The following is an 18,300-nucleotide window of genomic DNA, read 5'->3' on the forward strand; positions in this document are numbered from 1 at the left end:
TAAAAGAATAAGGCTTAGTATTTTGTCTTTTGAGTAGTGTGCTGCTATTTACGAGGTTTTAAGATAAGAGTAATATGATACTTCTAATAGAACGAAATTATTTAAGGCATCTCTTAATGTTAGCTATCGTATCGATGTTTATTTGTATGCCTCAAAATGTATTAAGCCAATCAAAAAGTAGTCAACCCAATATCATTATTTTTCTTGTTGATGATATGGGATGGCAGGAAACATCTGTTCCATTTCATAATGAGCGCACAGAACTTAACGACCGTTTTAAAACACCAAATATGGAACGCCTGGCCGATAAAGGCATGATCTTTACTCAAGCCTATGCCAGTGCCATTTGCTCACCTTCGCGTGTTAGTTTAATTACCGGAACTAATCCGGCGCGACATAATGTAACGTGCTGGACGCTTTTTAAAGATAAATCGCCGGAAAGAGAACATAAAACCCTCAAAAATGCTGATTGGAACCTTAATGGTTTATCGTCTGATAATGAACTTGGACGATCATTTTATTGGGAATCCTGTTTACCAGAAGTACTAAAAAAGGCAGGATATTATACCATGCATATAGGGAAGGCGCATTTTGGTGCTAAAGATACACCTGGTGCCGATCCGCTTAATATTGGATTTGACTTGAATATTGCAGGGCATGCAGCCGGAGGACCTGGTAGTTATCATGGAGATAAAAATTTCAGTGCAGTCTGGCGCAAAGGGATGGATGTTTGGGATGTACCTCACCTTGAAAAGTATCATGGTCAGGAGATTAATTTAACCGATGTACTAACTCATGAAGCCAATCGGGCAATTGAGAAAGCCGTTGAAATGGGACAACCCTTCTTTTTGCATATGTCGCATTATGGCATTCATGCCCCTTGGGAGGCAGACAGAAGATTTGTACAAAAGTATCTGGATGCAGGATTGCCAGAATTATTGGCTAACCACGCATCCATGGTAGAAGGTATGGATCATTCGCTGGGGGCAATAATGGATAAACTCGAAGATTTAGGTATTGAAGACGAAACAATCATTGTCTTTATCAGCGATAATGGAGCACCAAGTCAGATGACTCGCAATCTGCCATTGAGAGGACATAAGGTAACACCTTATGAAGGAGGGATCCGTGTGCCAATGATTGTAAAATGGCCGGGTGTAACGAAGAAAGCAATGCGTAATAATCATCCGATTGCTATTCAGGATGTATATGCAAGTATAGTGGAATGGGCAAAAGCTGAAGACTATGTAGTGCCAATAGATGATACTCAAAGTTTCTTACCATTGATAAAAGACAAAAAGCACACTTGGAGAGACCGGGCATTGATATGGCATTACCCAAACTTTTACGATGTGGAGCCCTATAGTATTATTCGAAAAGGTAACTGGAAGCTGATTCATTTTTATCATGATGGTCACAACGAACTATATGACCTGACAGCCGATATTGGAGAACAGAATAATAAAGCAGATGAGGAACCTCAAATAGTTATTGAATTAGCTAATGAGTTAAGGAATTATTTGCAAGAAGTGGAGGCTTGCCGTCCATATTGGAAGGAAACCGGGGAACTGGTGCCTTGGTTATAGTGAAAGAAAACTCATCTACATGTTAATTATAAAGTCAATTAAATTATCATCTGCTGAGAGGTCCAGTTTTTTACGAAGGCGATAACGATGGTTTTCCACGCCTCTGACGGTAATGCCTAACAATGGAGCAATATCTTTGGAGGTCAGGTTTATCCGTAAATATGCACACAGGCGCAGGTCGCTGGGAGTAAGGTTTGGGTACTGGCTTTTCATGGTTTTCAGAAAGGTCTCGTGGGCTTGTTCGAAATTAGCTTCAAAAATCTGCCAATCATCCTGTCCTGAGATATTATCATCAATTTTATCAATTATATCCTGGTAATACTTATCAGGGTAGCGAACACCAAGGATTTCCTTGTGCTTTTTAATTTTTGCTTTTAAGGAAAGAAGGAATTCATTCTTTTTGATGATACTCATAGCCGAGCTTGCAAGTTTCTGACTTTTATAAGATAGTTCAGAACTAAGCTTTTCATTCTTTAGCTGAATAAGTTCTTTCTCTTTTTCTTCACGTTTTCGCTTTTCCTTCAATTTAATTTTTCGACTCGTTATATGCTTAAGTCCCATCATTAAGGCAATAACCATGATTAGATAACAAGCAATGGCAGGTGCGGTTTGATACCATGGAGAACGAATCTTTAGCTTCATTTGGTGCGTTTGCGACGATTTCAGCCAATTGTTAACAGCTTTAATATGTACAGTATATTCACCAGCCGGTATTCGGGTTAGTTGAATGATCGGTTGCTCAGTGAGATCGGACCAATTGTCCGATAAACCATCAACCTTATACTGAAATTTGAAGATTTCCTCATTAAACAAAGGAAAGGAGTATCGAAGATATACGTTATTCAAGCTATGTGGCAAATCAATCCCGCTTCTCGTTATATCAATAGGAAAAGACTCACCTTTGCGATTTTCTACAACAATTTGTCGTAATGTCAATTGATGTTTCATTATGACCTCTCCTTGATTGCTGTTCTTTAAATGAAGCAAGGCATAACCATTTTCGAGGCATACCATGGCGGTACTGTCATTTAAAGACACAACGTTTTCATGCCCCGGGATTAAATGATTGTTAAAGATATTAGCAGGGTAATAGTTTATCATTTCCACCTCACTACCATATATCTTGAAATACCCCATTCCTTCCGTACTGATAAACCAATAATGATGATTGGGGCCTGCCACAATTCGGGTGGCATTCTGCAACTTACCAACAGCCTTATTTAAATGCGGGTATGGTACAATTGAGTCATGAAGGTCATCGTAAGTGTACAACTGATGGCCACTGGTGATGACCATTTGATTTTCTACTTTAAATGCACGCATATGCCCCCTGTTGTACTTCTCTTGATTGATATGATCATAGTGAACAATCGACTCCACATTTCTTAGTTCATCATCCAGACGAATTTTATAAAGACCACCATAAAAGTGAGTGGCCCATAAGTTACCTAAGTGATCAAACTCAATAAATCGGACGAGATTATTAAATCCATTGACAATATTTGATACTTTCCAACCTTGTGAAGATCTTTTGTATACCATCAGATCGTTATAAGTTCCCTGAACCAAAACATCAGGATGGTGGGGGTGCTGTTTTATGTTATAGGCACCAGAATATGAAGACAGTTTCGTGAAGTTAGTTCCATCATCCGTATGCGTTCCTGAATTATGCCCAATAAACAGTGTTTTATCGATAATTCTGCAATCCCATACCTGCCCTTGGGTGCCTTCTATTAGTTTGAAAGAATTAGCTTGATTTTTAAGGTTCTTATAGTATAAACCCTGATTGGTTCCGAGATATAGTTGACCATTAAATAAGGCACCGCTATATACTGCACCCATGTCTTTTTCCTCAAATAACTCGTAAGAATTTTCCTGTGATGATGAAATAACTTTAATACCTGCGTCCAGCGCCAGCCAAATATTATTAAAACTATCATAGCTAATGCCAAGAACAGTATTACTTGGTAATCCATTTTTTTTATTATAGTGAAATTTGATCTTTCCTTCGGGACTAAAAGATTTTATTCCATCCAGGATAGTACCAATAATGATGTCGCCTGTCGGCGTCACTTTGCCATGGTTGATCTTATTATTGGTAAAGAAAGATTGAAGTTCAGGTATTAAAACCTTAAACTTTTGAGTAATGGAATCATAAACATAAAGGCCGTTAGATTCTGTTCCAATATATAGAGTGCCTGGTTCTTTACCATGAGCAATAAAACGAACGTATTTATCCTTTAGGAATTTGTTTTTAATAAAAGGAACCAGTTGTTTACCTTCTAATCGATAAATGCCCTCTTCAAAGATAGATACGTAAATGGTATTATTAATTTGCGTGGCAAAATTAAAAAAGCCACCTGTTTTAATAATTGTAAAACGGTTATTCTCGTATATATATATACCAGCAAAAGAGTGAAAAACAGTTTGATTTCTATTAGTGAAGATATTCCAAAATTCTTCATTTGTTTCAAATTGTGATTGAACACTATCTGTTAGCGAGAAGTAAGCTAATTCACCGTCCTTACTGCGTTCCCAATAACCTATTTCGCGATAGCCACCAGAATAAATTTTCTCGTCATCTGTAGCAACAGCTCTTATTATAGATCCATTAGGAGAAGAATAGAGCTGCCAGCTAACACCATCAAATTGAAGAAGTCCGCTACTGTTGGCAAAATACACATAACCGGATGCATCGCATTGAACAGACCAGTTTTGACTGGCTGCTTTATAATCGTTTTTTGAAAAACTTAACAAAGACTGAGAGTATACCAGAGTAATGCCATTAATAAGGAATAATTGAATACTTAAAATGATAAATCGGAGTTGCTTGAATGATGGCTCTGACATCGTAAAAAGAAAATTTGAAAGATTATACAGTAGAACTTGCTTACCCTTTTATATTGCTGTTAAACCAAAATTAACAATTTTTCATTATTCATCGATAATTTACCTAAACATTGTTTTCATATATCTAAATTACCGCGAAATATCACTCACTATCACGAATAAAAAATACACTATTATGAAAATGATATGTTATAATGTAAATTTGTTATATTGCTGTATATGAGATTTGTAAAAACTAAAATATATCATTAGTGAGGTAATTATGCAAATGCAATTTAAGACTTTTTAACAATGAGAGGTTTTGGTGCGGGTGTTTTTTTTAAATCGTGTAGTATGCTCCATACATTTGACCTTGCGAACTCTAAAAATTTAAGAACATGAAAAAAGTCTTTTATTCAATTCTTTTATTGCTCGTATCAACACTTTTAATGGCACAACAAAAGCAAATGTTGTCCGGTAAAGTAACTGGTGTCGACAATATAGGAATACCGGGTGTATCTGTAGTTATTAAAGGAACATCTGTAGGTACAATCACGGATATTGAAGGTAAATATTCAATTGAAGCCACTTCTGATGCTATAATAGAATTTAGCTTTATCGGATTCGAAAATCAGGAGGTACTGGTAGGCAACCAGTCAGTAATTAATGTTGTTCTTCAGGAATCTGTTGAATTAGTTGATGAAGTAGTAGTAGTAGGTTATGGTACTCAAAAGGTAAAAGACCTGACTTCGGCCATTACAACCGTTAATTCAGAAGAATTAGTTAAAACACCTGCTTCCAATGTAACGCAAGCTTTACAGGGAAAAGTTGGAGGTGTGCAGGTAGTAAGTTCCGGGCAACCAGGAAATCAGTCAACAGTAAGGGTTAGAGGTATTGGCTCTTACAGAGACGGAGCTGCAAATCCACTTTATGTAGTGGATGGAATGTTTTATGACAATATTGACTTCTTAAACATGAATGATGTTGAATCACTTTCGGTATTGAAAGATGCATCTGCGGCAGCTATTTATGGAGTAAAGGCTGCTAACGGAGTTATATTGATTGAAACAAAATCAGGAGTTAAAGGTAAAACAGAATTTGAGTACGATGGCTATTATGGTTATCAGGTTGCACAAAACGTACTTCAAATGGCTAATTCGGAGCAATTTACCCAAATGGCCATAGAATCAGGCGGAGTAGATCATGAGTTTGTGCAAAATGCGATGCAAAAGTATGGCCGTAGCCGGGTGAATCCCAATGTACCGGATGTTAATACCGACTGGTATAAGGAAATTCTGCGTCCTGCACCAATACAAAACCATAGTGTAAGTGCACGAGGTGGCACCGAAAAGATAAACTATGCATTGGGAACCAGTTATTTTAAGCAGGATGGTATCATGGACGTTGAGAACTATTATGAACGTTTTAACCTGACTGCTAAAATCGATGCAAAAGCTAATGACTGGTTATCATATGGCGGTAATATGGTTTTCAGTAACGCCACGAAAGTTGACCCTACCAATGGGGCATGGAAACAGGCTTATTTGGCAGTACCTGTTTTACCGGTTCATGATCCTGATTATGAAGGTATAGCTTACCCGGAAAATTTTGCCGATGCGAAATTATTGGGTTACCGGCAAAATCAAAATCCATTTCCAAACATGCTATATAATGATAATAAGTTGGATATCATGAAGGCTAATGTTAATTTCTATACACAAATTGATTTAATTCCTTCCAAGCTTTCATTCAAAACTTCTTACAATCAGGCATACACTTCATTATTTAAACGCGAGGTTAATAAACCTTTCTATATGAATGAAGAATGGTTCAGAGAGTTCTATACAGAACCGGATGAAGTAGAAAGGGTATTTAGAGACGACTTTGTTAAAGTCAAAAAACAACAGGAAACTTATTCAAATGTAATTTGGGATAACGTTCTTACTTATACTAACAGCTTTGGCGATCATAATCTTACTGCTATGGCAGGTACATCATACCGTCATGAGTTTAAGCGCACTTTATGGGCATCGGCAGAAGATGTACCAGCCGGAGAAGAACACTATTGGTATATTGATCAATCAAAAAATGCGGATTCAGTTCTGGCGAATGACGATAATAAAGCCATTAACGGAGATGATGACGGTGGTATTTACAAGAGATATGGTCAATCTTATTTTAGCCGATTCTCATACAATTATGCGGGTAAGTATTTGATTTACGCTACAATGCGTGCTGATGGCAGTAGTAAGTTTGAAGATAAATGGGGTTACTTTCCTGCAGTTGGTGCTGGATGGGTGCTAACTGAAGAGAATTTCCTTAAAGACGTTGCATTCCTTGATTACCTGAAAATCAGGTTTGGTTGGGGACAATTAGGTAACGAAAATATACAATATTCTGATGGAAGTAAGTCTACAACCGTTAATTACGTAGCACTGGATGATCAGCGATTTGCAGGAACAGTAACATCTAATAATTTTAACTTCTTAAGATGGGAGTTATCAGAAGAAACTAACATTGGTATTAGTGCTAATATGTTTAACAACAGATTGGATATTGAGGCTGATTATTATACAAGAGATACAAAAGAAGCAGCGATTTGGGTTAATACACCAGTAATTCAAGGGGGTGGCTGGCGTAATGCCGGTACGATCCGTAATTCAGGATTTGAGTTTAGTGTAAACTGGAGTGATAATATAACAAGTGACTTAAGTTATTGGGTAGGAGCCAATTTTTCAACTAACAAGAATGAAGTTCGTGACTTATATGGGCAGGACTATATTGATGGAGGTTCCGCAGAATTCCGTCAAAGAACAATGATCGGCGAAGCTCTTGAGTCTTTTTATGGTTGGGAAGTAGCCGGTGTATATCAAAATCAGGCTGAGATTGATGCAGATCCAACTACAGCAGATGTTGCTGGTCTTGAACCAGGAGATTTTAAATATGTTGACCAGAATAATGATGGTGTGATTGATGATAAAGATCGCGTCATTCTTGGTTCGTATTTCCCAACAATTTTGTACGGTGCTAACCTGGGAATTAAATATAAAAACCTTCAGCTAACGACCAATATTGCAGGTCAGTCGGGGAACAAGATATTAAACCGTAAGCGTGGTGAAAGGATATGGACCAACGATACTAATATGGATGCCGATCTGGCTAAAAACCGTTGGCATGGTGAAGGTACTTCTAACGAGTATCCGTCATCTAAAGGGTTGAGAAAAGGATGGAACCAAAAAATGAGTGATTACCTGGTTGAGGATGGTTCCTTCTTCCGGATCCAAAATATTCAATTGGCATATACCCTTTCAAATAAAGAGTTGTTGGGTGTTACTATGCCCGCTACCCGAATTTCTTTCACAGCTGAACGTCCTGTAACTGTATTTAATTACAACGGATTTAACCCGGAAGTGGCAAATGGAATTGATAACCAGACTCACCCTATTCCGGCTATTTATACAGTGGGCTTAAATGTTAAATTTTAATTGATTAATCAGAAGATTATGAAAGTCATTAACAAATATATAGTAAAATCATTGGTATTGTTTGTAGTACTGTTTTCTGTTGCTTCGTGCCATGATTTGTTGGATGAACCTATAGAAAGCAGGGTGCCAACCGAAGATATTGACTATACTATATCGCAAGATATGATCTTGCCATTATATGGAGCATATGCTCAATTTTATAATAAGAGAGGATGGGCAGGAATACCTTTACTGTCAGTTAGGGGTGATGACGTAAATGCCGGAGGTTATGGTGATCAACAGCCATTTTTTATGACTGATCGATATGTTTACGATCAGAACTTCTGGATGTATAATACATATTGGGAATTGGAATATACAACTATCTTCAGGATGTTTGACGCTGTGGAACAAATTGAGCTGTATAGAGAGAATTCTGGGAATCCTAACGCTGATCAATATATTGCTGAGACAAAGGTGATTAAAGGATGGCTATTGCGTAATATAAGCAGAACCTGGGGCGATATCATTATTCCTGAATCATCTAACCCGGAAGAGATGCTTGTTTCTGGGGTTTCAAGTTATGAAGAAGTAATGCAGTATATCTCAGACTTAATGGATGAAGCCATTCCATTTTTACCTGATCTACATCCGAGTCAGCGTACAGATGTTCCTGGAGGTATTACTAAATATACCGCATTGGCATTAAAAGCAATGGTGAATTTGGAGTTGAAAAATTTTCAGGCGGTAGCCGATGCTACTTCAGAAATTATTGGTTCCAATAAATTTTCATTATTTACTGATTATTATGAACTCTTTAAAAAAGACGGAGAGCTAAGTTCTGAGAATCTACTTGAGCTTCAGTTTTCTGATTATGGTGAAAGTACAGGACCAGCGGAGACATACTTATATGCTTTTTATGGTACTCAAAACTGGACGCCAAAAGTAGATGGGGCTAAAAGTGGATGGGGCTTTTATGAACCAAGTATGAAATGGATTAAGTTTATGCTGGACAGAGAAGAGACATCACGTTTAGAAACAAGTGTACTTTTTACAAATGAAGGAATTAATAAAATAAAAGAAGATTCAAATTATGCTGATCTACCAGCATGGATATCCAATACTACACCTTCAGGTGATATTATTAACGATTATCCGAGAGCCATCTTCGGTAGTGGCAAGCATTATTTACCATCAGATCAGTTAACTTCTGGGCGTTCTAATTATGGAACTGGTAAAAATTATACATTATTACGTTATACGGAAATATTACTAATTCATGCAGAGGCCTTGGTTCAAGGGGCCACAAGTTCAAGGATGTCAGCCGATGAGGCTGTGAATTTAGTAAGAGGCCGGGCTGGATTAGATCCTATTAGTGGAGTTACACTTGATAATGTGTTGGATGAAAAATTTGCTGAGCTAGCAATGGAATTTGGTTCACGCTTCTACGATATGGTAAGATATGAGAAGTATGATGAGCTAAGTTATAGTGATCGCTATGACGAAAGCGATGGTGTTCGTCAGTTTACAGCGGATAAAGTATTCTTACCTTATCCATTAGCACAATTGGATCAACTGCCAAACCTTAGAGCTTACGCAGACAATAAGTAATTACTGTTAATTTAAACAATGGTAAAATGAAAGTATTTAGTAAATTAATAATATTGGCATTATTAGTGATATTTAATGCATGCCAGGAAGGATTTATAGACGATATCTCAAGTGTGGAACCTGGGACAGATGAATTAGCTCCTACGATTAAGATTAGTTCCCCAATGGAAGGTGATCAGTTAATAGTTCCAACCGGAGCCGGACTACCTGTGTCCCTGGAAGCTGTTGATGATATAGAATTGGAATCAGTTTCATTTACAATTAACGGGGAAGTATTAGAGAGTGTAAATGAATTTAAGGATTATAGAAGATATGCTCCTCTTAATGGACATATATTAGACCTTACAGAAGGTGTATATGCTTTACAAATTGATGTGTCAGACAAAACCGGTAAATCAGTTACCTCAGAAACGATTAATTTCACTGTAGTGGAAATGGGAGATTTTCAACCTATGTACGGAGAATCATTTTATATGAGTTTCCAAAATCATTTCCTAGATCATGCTTCAGTTGAGGAGGCTAAAATAACAGGATCTCCCGGTTTTACAGCGGATGGCAAAGTTGGAGTTGCATATCAGGGCGCAGAAGGGGCAAACCTATCGTATCCTGTAAGTGCACTTTTTACCAGCACTTCGATGAGCGCTACATTCTGGTATAATATCGCCCAGCAAGGTCGTGCGGGTATTCTGTCTGCAAGTCCTACAGGAGGTAATAACAACCGTAGTGCTGGATTTAGATTGTTCCGTGAAGGTGGCGACGATGCTCAGACAATAAAATTAAATGTTGGTAATGGAACAGCAGATCAATGGTTCGATGGTGGGGCAGCAGCAACTGTAAATCCTCAGACAACAGAATGGATACATATTGCCGTTACAATAAGTGACGGAGCGGCAGCTCTTTATATTGACGGAGAAATTGCATCTGAAGGACCACTTGATTCACCAATAAGTTGGGATAACTGTGAAGATCTTTATATTGCTTCAGGAGGCCCATACTTTAGCGGATGGAACCATCTTGAAGATATGAGTCAGTTTGATGAGTTGAGACTTTATCAAAAGGCTTTAACTCAGGATGAAATTAAGGCTATTATTGCCGACGAGTTGTAATACTATTTATCATTTTATCAGGCTGCCTCTCTATATGTTAGGGGTAGCCTGATTAACCTGTATGTTATGATCTTCAGAAAACTATATATCGCTTTCCTGCTTTTACCACTTCTAACTGCCTGTAAAAAAGATGATCCGGTTTCTCCGTTAATTCTTAATAATATTTACATCAATTCAGATGAAATAGATCTAACTGATTCTCATGCAGAGAATGTAAATACCACACCTATAATTCGACTTGTTTTTTCTACTTCTCTTGATCAGGAGTCAGTTTCCGGAGGTGTTTTACTATCAAAAGATGATCAAATCGTAAATATTAATTACAGTTTTTCTTCTGATAATAAAACACTTAATATTACTCCGGTTGAGCCTCTTGAAAATTTCGAAATTTACAAGCTACAGATAACTAACCAGCTTAAGAGCTCTGGTGGAGCAAGCATAGAGGACAAAATAATTACATTTAAAACTGCTGCTGGAGATCTGGAGTTACTGAGTTTAGTAATTGACAATAATGACGTAATTAATACAGAGTTTGTAGAAAATGTACCAATTGAATTGGAATTAACACTTAATTTTTCTGTTCCCGTAGAGCGTGGTTCAATGGAGAGTTCAATTGTAATGTCTGGAGAGAATGTTCCAAACTTTGATTTTAATTATTCTAATAATGATCAGACAGTTATCCTAACAGGTGGTAATTCATTGAAATATTTAAGCAAATACAATTTTAACATTAGTAAAAATCTGGAAAGTGTTCAGGGATCAAAATTTGACGGTTTTTCAAATACACTTTTTACTGTACTTGATTCCACTTACAAATTTCCTGAGATTAGTGATGAAGAGCTATTAACATTGGTGCAAGAGCAAACCTTTAAGTACTTCTGGGATTTTGGTCACCCGGTAAGTGGATTGAGCCGGGAACGTAATACATCTGGAAGTACAGTTGCTTCAGGAGCCAGTGGCTTCGGCCTGATGACTATTCCTGTTGGTATCGAAAGGGAATTTATTACTCGTGACCAAGGTGTTGAAAGATTAGAAACCATGATTAACTTCCTTGGCGATAAAGCCGATCGTTTTCATGGTGCCTGGTCGCACTGGCTGAATGGTGAGACGGGTGCTGCAAAACCATTTAGTCAAAAGGATGATGGTGGTGACCTGGTTGAAACATCCTTTGTGGCAATGGGATTAATGACTGTCAGACAATATCTTAATGAAGGTGATGCAAACGAAAAGGCATTAATTGATAAAATAAATACCATTCTGGACGGTATAGAATGGGACTGGTACAGGCAAAATGGTCAAGATGGGCTATACTGGCATTGGTCACCTAACTATGGTTGGGAGAAGAATCATAAGATAAGAGGCTGGAATGAAGCCTTGATAACTTATTTTATGGCGGCTACTTCATCTACTCACGGAATACCTAAAGAAGTATATGATGGTGGGTGGAAAGCTGGTAATTTCTTAAATGGTCAGGACTATTATGGAATAACCTTACCATTGGGACCAAATTATGGCGGACCTTTATTTTTTGAACAATATACTTTCCTTGGATTAGACCCACGCAATCTGGTTGGTGATGAAGGCGAGAGTTACTGGGAACAGGTGGTGAATCATACCTTAATAAATAGGGAGCATTGCATCAGAAATCCAAAAGGATATGTTGGATATAGCAAGGATTGCTGGGGTTTGACAGCTAGCGATGGCTACCAAGGCTACTCAGCTCATTCGCCTACAAACGATCGGGGTGTGATTACACCAACTGCTGCTTTATCTTCTTTCCCATATACTCCTGATGAATCAATGGAGGCCTTAAAACATTTCTATTATCATTTAGGTGATCGTCTTTGGGGGCCATATGGTTTTTATGATGCTTTCAGTATTCAGGATGAATGGTACGCCACTTCAAATATTGGAATTGATCAGGGACCTATAATATTGATGATAGAGAACTATCGTACTGGTCTTTTATGGGAGTTGTTTATGTCGGCACCTGAAGTACAAACAGCTATGGATATTTTGGGATTCACCAATTAATACTTGGTAACTATTATTTAGATTGAAATGAAATCAATATACCTCGTAATAATGCTTATGAGCTTAGTTAGCTGTGGGCATAAGAAAACGAATACTCATCTTGCAGATGCAAAGGATTGGACTGATGAGCAGCTACTGGATACAGTACAGTATCAAACGTTTCAATATTTCTGGGATGGTGCGGAACCAAACAGTGGTATGGCTTGTGAACGTATTCATACAGATGGTGAATATCCTGAAAATGATGCTCATATAGTCACTTTGGGAGGCTCTGGGTTTGGTGTAATGGCCATTCTGGTAGGCGTCGAAAGAAACTTTATCAGCAGAAACGAAGCATTGGAACGTTTCCAGAAAATTGTTGCCTTCTTAAAAGAAGCCGATCGATTTCATGGAGCGTGGCCACACTGGTTAGATGGGAAAACAGGCAAAGTAGCACCATTTAGCAAAAAAGATGACGGTGGCGATTTGGTTGAAACAGCCTTTATGGTGCAAGGTTTATTGACAGTTGCCGAATATTACAAAGGCGGCACTGAAGAAGAACAGCAGCTCGTCAAAGATATTAATCAATTATGGCATGAAGTTGAATGGGATTGGTATACCAAAGGTGGCGAAGATGTATTGTACTGGCATTGGTCACCTAACCATGGATGGGACATGAATTTTGCTGTTGGTGGTTATAATGAATGCCTGATCATGTATGTGCTGGCAGCTTCGTCACCAACCCATCCGGTTAAGCCGTCTGTCTATCACCAGGGATGGACCGTAAAAGGAGATATATCAAATGATACGACATATTATGGTTTACCAACTGTATTAAACTACTATGAGCACAGTGATGATCCTATTGGACCACTTTTCTGGTCACATTACTCTTATTTAGGGTTAAGTCCTAAAGGATTAAAAGATACCTATGCTGATTATTGGGAGTTAACAACCAATCATGCAAAAATACATTATAATTATTGCGTTGATAATCCTAAGGACTTTGAAGGTTATGGAGCAAAACAATGGGGCTTAACATCGAGTTACTCTATGAATGGATATTCAGGGCATCATCCTGGTGATGCGGACCTGGGCGTTATATCACCTACGGCTGCTCTTAGCTCGTTCCCTTATACTCCTGTAGAATCCATGCAATTTCTCAAATACCTTTATCAGGATGCCGATTCACTGGTTGGTACCTATGGTCCTTTTGATGCCTATAGCCATTCAGATTCATGGTATACACCACGATACCTGGCCATCGATCAGGGACCTATACCTGTGATGATAGAGAATTATAGATCTGGTTTGCTATGGGATCTATTTATGAAAAATGAAGATGTGAAACAAGGATTAGTGCGGTTGGGTTTTGAAGTAACAAATTAAAACTAACCTGTTATTAATGATATGGACAATAAATATTCGTAGACTACTAATAGGAGTATTAAGCACATATGCATTGGTACAATTATTGGCCTGTGAAGGTGTGCTTGATACTCCTTTAGAAATGGAACAACCACAGAACACAATTGATTATTCCATTTCTGAAAATATGATACTACCTCTGATTGGAATATATGGTAGATTTTATAATTGTCCCTGGCATGCATTCCCAATGATTTCATTTAGGGAAGATGGTGTTAATAATGGAGGCTTAGGTGATAGTGGACCAATAATACCGGATTATGACTATGATCCCAATTATTGGATGTTCAATACAATCTGGGTGTGGTTGTATCAGAACTCGTATAGTATACACACAGCAATAGAGGAATTCAATTTGTACTATAAAGCAAGCGGTAATCCTAAGGTTGATCAATATACTGCAGAAGCTAAAGTAATAAGGGCTTGGCATCTATTGTATTTATCCCGTATGTGGGATGAAGTGTTTATTCCAAGAAGTTCAGACCCGGCCGAATTATTAGTCAGTGATCTGAGCACCAAAGATGAAGTTATGCGTCACATTTCGGCTGAAATGGATGATGCTATAACATTTCTGCCAGATATACATCCTAAAAACAGAACTGATATCCCTGGTGGAGTTACGAAATACACCGCCCTGGCCATTAAAGCAATCGCCAACCTTGAGCTGAAAAACTATCAGGTGGTGGCCGAGGCCACAAGCAAAATAATTGAATCCGATCTTTTTAGCCTCGAACCAGACTTCTATGAATTGTTTAAGCTGAAAGGCAAATTAAATAACGAAAATATACTTGAAATTCAATATTCAGATTTTGGTAAAGGAGAAGGACCAAGAACTGGTTATTTATTTGCTTATTTCGGTCCACAAAATTGGTCACCAAAAGTTGAGGGAGCTAAAAGTGGTTGGGGTTTTTATGAACCTAGTTTTAAGTATGTCAAGTTCATGCTTGAACGTGATGAACGAATACGTCTGGAGACGAGTGTACTATTTACCAATAGAGGTCTGGCCGAATTAAAAAGCTATTTAGGTAAGGATGATATTCCATCATGGATGTCAAACATTACACCTTCGGGTGATACGATAAATGACTTTCCAAGAGCTTATTTTTCATCAGGCAAACATTATTTACCATCAGATCAATTAACTCCGGGACGAACAATATATGGTACAAATAAAAACTTACAATGTATTCGCTATGCTGAAATATTGTTAATGCATGCCGAAGCGTTAACTCAAGGTGCATCCGGCAACATTTTAAGTGCTGATGATGCAGTGAACCTTGTTCGACGAAGAGCCGGACTTGAATCTATTTATAATGTCAACCATAAACAGGTGATGGATGAGAAATTCGCTGAACTTGCCATGGAATGGGGTGTGCGGTATTATGATATGATTCGTTTGAAATGGTATGACGAATTAAGTTATGATGGAAGGGTATTTACAGAAGATAAAATTTACTATCCATACCCACTTGCTCAAGTAGAAATGTTTTCACAATTATCCAATTAGAATCATATCACTAAAAAGAGGACTTACATATTATGAAAAAATCTAACACCCTCATGTTAAAAGTGATTACCGTAATAGCAATTATCTGCACCACAGCATCAATTGCCTTGGGTAATACGGGAAAGAAAAAACAGCCTAATATTATAATAATATTAGCCGATGATTTAGGTTATAACGATGTTGGCTATATGGGATGTGAAGAAAATCCCACACCTAATATCGATGAAATAGCTAAAAATGGTGTGCGTTTTACCAATGGATACACAACCTGTCCTGTTTGTGGACCAAGCCGGGCAGGATTATTAACCGGACGTTATCAAAATCGTTTCGGGTTTGAAGACAATCCTGGGCCATTTCGTCGCACCAAGGAAACTGTCCCGGGTATTCCACTAAGAGAAACCACAATAGGTGAATATTTTAAAGATTTGGGTTATAATACGGCACTAATTGGGAAGTGGCATGAAGAGAATGTTCCACTTCGTAATCCATCTCGAAGAGGTTTCGACAAATTCTTCGGATTTATTAATGGGGCATCGGGTTATTTTATCAACGACAATCCCAAGGGAAGTTTGCTAAGAGGCATGAAGCCTGTTTTATCTGAAGAGGAATACCTCACAGATGCTTTTGGTCGTGAAGCGACGTTATTTATCGAAAGGAATGCAGACAGGGATAAACCATTTTTGCTTTACGTACCATTTAATGCACCACACGGACCATTTCAGGTGCCTGAAACCTATAAACAGAAGTTTAAGAATGTCGAAGATGAAAAGCGAAGAACATTTTTGGCAATGATCAATTGCATGGATGATAATATTGGAAAAATCATGTCAACAGTAAAAGAATGTGGTATTGAAGAGAATACCCTTGTTTTCTTTTACAGTGACAATGGTGGAGAATGTGAAAGATCAGATAATACTCCTTTACGCGAATGCAAAGGAAGTATTTATGAGGGAGGTATCCGCGTACCATTCTGTATGCAGTGGAAAGGAGTGTTACCGGAAAACAGAGAGCTTAATTTTCCTGTCATTTCACTTGATATTTTGCCAACAGCCATTGCATCTACTGGTAATATTGTTGATCGGGAATGGTTTCTCGATGGAGTTAACCTGTTGCCTTATATAACCGGAGAGAATGAGGGTGAACCACATCAGTTTCTTTACTGGCGCTTTCTCTGGCATCATGCCGTTCGAAAGGGTGATTGGAAGCTTTTAAAGCACCGTGATCATGAAGACTGGGAACTATACAATCTGGCAAATGATATTGGTGAACAAAACGATTTAAGTACTCAATATCCTGAGAAGGTGAAAGAACTCATGGATATATATACCGACATGTCTGACCAGATGTTGAATCCCCAATGGGGATGGCAACCTGATTATTGTGGTTCTTATAAAGTCAATAAATAATACACTATGAAAATCTCACATATAATTATAGCCTCTTGTTTATTGCTGCTTAGCTCTTCTTTGCAAGCATCTGACAAATCTAAATCACCAAATATCATTATCATCTATGCCGATGATATGGGTTGGGGCGACGTTGGTTATCATGGAGTTGATGATATTTTAACACCCAATATTGATAAATTGGCTGAGGATGGCGTGTATTTCACCCAAGGCTATGTTTCCTCTTCAATCTGTTCGCCGTCGAGATGTGGATTACTAACTGGCGTTTATCAACAGCGATTTACAAATGGACAGAACTCGAGGGATGAAGATCCAAATATCAAACTGTTTAAAAAACAAAAAATGCTGCCTGAGATTCTTAAGCCTGCTGGCTATCATTCAGGTATTATCGGTAAATGGCATTTGGGTGCTGATGAATCACTTCGACCAAATCAAAGGGGCTGGGACGAATTTTATGGCTTTCTGAATGGTTCCCATTCATTTTTTAAAGCCGAAAAGAAATTCACCCGCATTCGCGAATACTGGCCAATTTTTAGAAATAATGAAATGGTCGACTATGAAGGATATACAACAGAAGTATTCACAGATGAGGCCATTGATTTTATGGAGCGTAATCATCCGGATAAAACTGGAAATCCTTTCTGTCTCTACCTGGCATATAACGCAGTACATTTTCCCTGGGAAGTGCCGGATAAGTATATTGAACGAGTTTCGCATATTAAAAGCAGGCAACGACGACTTTTTGCAGGAATGACCCTCGCCATGGATGATGGCATCGGAAAAGTACTGGCTGAATTGGAAAATCAGGGACTGACTGAGAATACAGTGATATTTTTCATTAGCGATAACGGATCACCACAAGGTCAAATGGGCGATATGTCATCAACAGGGCCATTCCGAGGCTGGAAAGGTGATTGCCTTGAAGGAGGTATCAGAATTCCGTTTATTATTAAATGGCCAGGACAAATTAAGTCAGGTACCCATTACGATCAGCCAGTTACTAACCTGGATGTACTGCCAACCATAGCTTCATTTATTGACCTGAAAAACATTAAAAAGTACGGCTTTGATGGTGTCAACCTGCTGCCATATTTAAATGATGAGGAGAAGAAAGATCAAAGACCTCATGAGACTTTATATTGGAAACGAGGTAAGGATATGGCCATTCGTCATGATGATTGGAAAATGGTTCTCGAAGATCATAATGCACCTGCTGATACAATGTTATTTAACCTGTCAATAGATAAAGGAGAACGTGTTGATGTATATCAGGATAATCCGGAAAAAGTCAATGAATTAAGGGCGTTGTTTAAGAAATGGGAACAACAACTGGCTGAACAACAATAATAA

At 38.1% G+C, this 18,300-nt stretch carries 10 protein-coding genes; 9 read left to right on the forward strand and 1 reads right to left on the reverse strand.

The genetic code is table 11. From position 1 onward, the window contains the following. Positions 1–74: 74 nt before the first annotated feature. Complete coding sequence (locus AC4MRQ_RS06360) at positions 75–1,586, forward strand: sulfatase (protein WP_491196820.1); 1,512 nt, start codon at positions 75–77, stop codon at positions 1,584–1,586. A gap of 15 nt (positions 1,587–1,601) precedes the next feature. Here the strand turns inward: AC4MRQ_RS06360 and AC4MRQ_RS06365 are convergent, their stop codons facing one another. Further along, on the reverse strand, positions 1,602–4,436 hold the full coding sequence (locus AC4MRQ_RS06365; protein WP_491196821.1) for a triple tyrosine motif-containing protein: 2,835 nt from the start codon (positions 4,434–4,436) through the stop codon (positions 1,602–1,604). 377 nt (positions 4,437–4,813) lie between these two features. On the opposite strand from AC4MRQ_RS06365, the gene AC4MRQ_RS06370 reads away from it, so the two are divergent. The 8 genes from AC4MRQ_RS06370 to AC4MRQ_RS06405 all read left to right on the forward strand — a co-directional run bounded on the left by AC4MRQ_RS06370 (position 4,814) and on the right by AC4MRQ_RS06405 (position 18,297). Next, positions 4,814–7,900, forward strand: coding sequence for a SusC/RagA family TonB-linked outer membrane protein (locus AC4MRQ_RS06370; protein ID WP_491196822.1), 3,087 nt, complete (start codon positions 4,814–4,816; stop codon positions 7,898–7,900). 18 nt (positions 7,901–7,918) lie between these two features. After that, positions 7,919–9,490, forward strand: a complete 1,572-nt coding sequence (locus tag AC4MRQ_RS06375) for a RagB/SusD family nutrient uptake outer membrane protein (RefSeq protein ID WP_491196823.1) — start codon at positions 7,919–7,921, stop codon at positions 9,488–9,490. Positions 9,491–9,516: 26 nt separating this feature from the next. Then, entirely contained in the window at positions 9,517–10,596 is a 1,080-nt protein-coding gene (locus tag AC4MRQ_RS06380) for a LamG domain-containing protein (RefSeq protein WP_491196824.1), read from the forward strand. Positions 10,597–10,662: 66 nt separating this feature from the next. Beyond that, positions 10,663–12,630, forward strand: coding sequence for a glucoamylase family protein (locus tag AC4MRQ_RS06385; RefSeq protein ID WP_491196825.1), 1,968 nt, complete (start codon positions 10,663–10,665; stop codon positions 12,628–12,630). Positions 12,631–12,657: 27 nt separating this feature from the next. Next, positions 12,658–13,998: a glucoamylase family protein gene (locus AC4MRQ_RS06390; protein ID WP_491196826.1), complete on the forward strand. Its 1,341-nt coding sequence runs from the start codon at positions 12,658–12,660 to the stop codon at positions 13,996–13,998. A gap of 16 nt (positions 13,999–14,014) precedes the next feature. After that, the gene (locus AC4MRQ_RS06395; RefSeq protein WP_491196827.1) at positions 14,015–15,544 is read left to right on the forward strand and encodes a RagB/SusD family nutrient uptake outer membrane protein; all 1,530 of its coding nucleotides are present in this window, start codon (positions 14,015–14,017) and stop codon (positions 15,542–15,544) included. 53 nt (positions 15,545–15,597) lie between these two features. Further along, entirely contained in the window at positions 15,598–16,950 is a 1,353-nt protein-coding gene (locus AC4MRQ_RS06400) for a sulfatase-like hydrolase/transferase (protein WP_491196828.1), read from the forward strand. A 6-nt stretch (positions 16,951–16,956) separates the two neighbouring features. Continuing rightward, entirely contained in the window at positions 16,957–18,297 is a 1,341-nt protein-coding gene (locus tag AC4MRQ_RS06405) for a sulfatase family protein (RefSeq protein WP_491196829.1), read from the forward strand. Positions 18,298–18,300: the final 3 nt, after the last annotated feature.

Source organism: Carboxylicivirga sp. (assembly GCF_982718395.1).

Excerpts from the sequence above, each read along its gene's own strand:
- AC4MRQ_RS06375 (WP_491196823.1), top strand. The coding sequence starts at position 7,919 with ATGAAAGTCATTAACAAATATATAGTAAAATCATTGGTATTGTTTGTA.
- AC4MRQ_RS06360 (WP_491196820.1), top strand. The coding sequence starts at position 75 with ATGATACTTCTAATAGAACGAAATTATTTAAGGCATCTCTTAATGTTA.
- AC4MRQ_RS06365 (WP_491196821.1), bottom strand. The coding sequence starts at position 4,436 with ATGTCAGAGCCATCATTCAAGCAACTCCGATTTATCATTTTAAGTATT.
- AC4MRQ_RS06370 (WP_491196822.1), top strand. The coding sequence starts at position 4,814 with ATGAAAAAAGTCTTTTATTCAATTCTTTTATTGCTCGTATCAACACTT.
- AC4MRQ_RS06405 (WP_491196829.1), top strand. The coding sequence starts at position 16,957 with ATGAAAATCTCACATATAATTATAGCCTCTTGTTTATTGCTGCTTAGC.
- AC4MRQ_RS06385 (WP_491196825.1), top strand. The coding sequence starts at position 10,663 with ATGATCTTCAGAAAACTATATATCGCTTTCCTGCTTTTACCACTTCTA.
- AC4MRQ_RS06380 (WP_491196824.1), top strand. The coding sequence starts at position 9,517 with ATGAAAGTATTTAGTAAATTAATAATATTGGCATTATTAGTGATATTT.
- AC4MRQ_RS06395 (WP_491196827.1), top strand. The coding sequence starts at position 14,015 with ATGATATGGACAATAAATATTCGTAGACTACTAATAGGAGTATTAAGC.
- AC4MRQ_RS06400 (WP_491196828.1), top strand. The coding sequence starts at position 15,598 with ATGTTAAAAGTGATTACCGTAATAGCAATTATCTGCACCACAGCATCA.
- AC4MRQ_RS06390 (WP_491196826.1), top strand. The coding sequence starts at position 12,658 with ATGAAATCAATATACCTCGTAATAATGCTTATGAGCTTAGTTAGCTGT.